Origin of the sequence: Streptomyces odonnellii, assembly GCF_000981895.1 — a bacterium.
In the GTDB taxonomy this organism is placed as follows: Bacteria; Actinomycetota; Actinomycetes; order Streptomycetales; family Streptomycetaceae; genus Streptomyces; species Streptomyces odonnellii.
Window position 1 is genome coordinate 1 of the sequence record NZ_LATD01000601.1, and the last position, 2,090, is coordinate 2,090.

The following is a 2,090-nucleotide window of genomic DNA, read 5'->3' on the forward strand; positions in this document are numbered from 1 at the left end:
TCCGCGCCGCGCCCGTCCAGCACCTCCAGGAGAAGACTCCCTCGTCCGCGCCGCCGCCCCCGAGCCGCCCCTCCCAGGCACCGCAGGGCGGATCGCTCGGGCCGGGCGACTCGGGACCCGAGGTGGTGGAGTTGCAGCACCGACTGGAGGAGGTCCGGCTGTTCTACGGCCAGGCGGACGGGCAGTACGACGACCGCGTCGAGCGCGGCGTACGCATCTACCAGTCGTACAGGGGCATCGAGGGCGACCCGGAGGGCGTGTACGGGCCGAACACCCGGCGGGCGCTGGAGGCTGAGACCCGGGGGCGCGGTCGACGCCACTGAGCCGCTTTGTATAGTATCGAAACAAAGTGGTTCCGCCCGTATACCCTGACCGGCGGGCGGAGCCGCTTCTGTCTGCTCCGCCCGCTCCGTTCCGCCGCTGCGTCACACCCGGCCCCCGCCGCTTGCCCTGTCCCGTTTGTCTCCGCTCCCGCGCCTCTGGAGTCCGCCGATGACGGCCACCACCGCCACCACGACGCCCGTTTCCGTCCTGACCACCCGCGCCCTCCTCCTCGACATGGACGGCACGCTCGTCAACTCCGACGCGGCCGTGGAGCGCATCTGGCGGCGCTGGGCGGTCGGCCAGGGGCTGGACCCGGAGGAGGTGCTCAAGGTGGTCCACGGCCGGCAGGGTTACGCGACGATGGCCGCCCTGCTCCCCGACCGGCCCATGGAACAGAACCTCGCCGACAACGAACGGATGCTGGCCGAGGAGACCGCGGACACCGAGGGCGTCGTCCCGATTCCCGGCGCGCCCGACTTCATGGCGGCCATCGCCGACCTGCCCCACGCCCTGGTCACCTCGGCGAACGTCCCCCTGGCCGAGGCCCGGATGACCGCGGCCGCGCTCCCGATGCCAAAGACCCGCGTCACGGCCGAGAGCGTCGCCGCGAGCAAGCCGCACCCGGAGGGCTTCCTGTTGGGCGCGGCCGAGTTGGGCTTCGCACCCGAGGACTGCGTGGCGCTGGAGGACTCGGAGGCCGGCATCACGGCGGCCCGCGCGGCGGGCATGCGCGTGGTCGGCGTGGGCCCGCGGGCCGCGGCACTGACCCCGGACATCCATGTCCAGGACCTGACGGAACTGCGGGTGGAAGCGCTCCCGACGGGCGAAATCCGCCTGCACACGGGGTCGTAGCCCGGGAACCTCCGGCACGGCCCGGTCCGGTCCGCCGTCGGCGGGGCCTTTCGTCGGCGTACGCGAGGCCACCGCCCCAAACGACCACCACACCTTCGCGGGCGGCAGACCCGCATCCACCGGACGATCGCCCCGCCGTCTCACTCGTCCCGGTGCAGCCTTCCCCGCGCGACCAGTTCGAGCACCGTACCCACCGCCACCGCCTGCACCGCCATCAGTGCCACCAGTACGAAGAGCTGTACCGCGCCCGCCTGTACCGGGGAGGCGCCGCCCAGGAGCATGCCGACGAAGGCGCCCGGCAGGGTGACCAGGCCCACCGTTCTCGTCTGGTCCAGGCCCGGCAGCAGCGCGTCCGCCGCCGCGGGCCGGGCCACCTCCATCCGGGCGTCCCGTTCCGGCAGCCCGAGCGCGAATCCCGCCTCGACCTCGCCGCGCCGCGCGTGCAGTTCGTCCAGCGCGCGCCGCCCGCTGAGCACCGTCGAGGTGAGCGCGCCGCCGATCAGAATGCCGACGACCGGGATCACCGCGATGCCCTTGAGCGGTACGACGCCGGTCAGCAGCAGCGCGGCCATGACGGGCGCCACCCCCGCCCCGATCGGCAGGGCGGCCCACCACCAGGTCCGGTTACGGGTGACCCGCCGCCCCGCGGTCCGTACGGCGACGGCGTACATCAGCGCCACAAAGCCGAGCAGCGGCGCGACCGCCCCGATCACCCAGCCGATCACCAGCGAGACCGCGCCGAGCTGGACCGCGGCCCGTACGCCCGCGACCGCGATCTCACGGGCCCGCCCGAGCCGCGCGAACGCGGCCACGCCCACGGCTGCCACCAGCAGCAGCCCGAGCACGACCCAGAAGGTGACATCGACCCGCAGCAGCACGCCCCCAGCCTAAGCCGCGCCCACCCGGTCCGAGCC

3 protein-coding genes are annotated in these 2,090 nt (G+C 73.9%); 2 read left to right on the forward strand and 1 reads right to left on the reverse strand.

The genetic code is table 11. The features are described 5' to 3' along the window. Positions 1–323: peptidoglycan-binding domain-containing protein (locus WH07_RS39305; RefSeq protein WP_046509336.1), on the forward strand; the 323-nt coding region annotated here is incomplete at its 5' end. A 169-nt stretch (positions 324–492) separates the two neighbouring features. Then, entirely contained in the window at positions 493–1,176 is a 684-nt protein-coding gene (locus WH07_RS35510) for an HAD-IA family hydrolase (protein ID WP_046509338.1), read from the forward strand. A 140-nt stretch (positions 1,177–1,316) separates the two neighbouring features. On the opposite strand, the gene WH07_RS35515 is transcribed toward WH07_RS35510, so the two are convergent. Next, entirely contained in the window at positions 1,317–2,054 is a 738-nt protein-coding gene (locus WH07_RS35515; RefSeq protein ID WP_046509340.1) for an ABC transporter permease, read from the reverse strand. Positions 2,055–2,090: the final 36 nt, after the last annotated feature.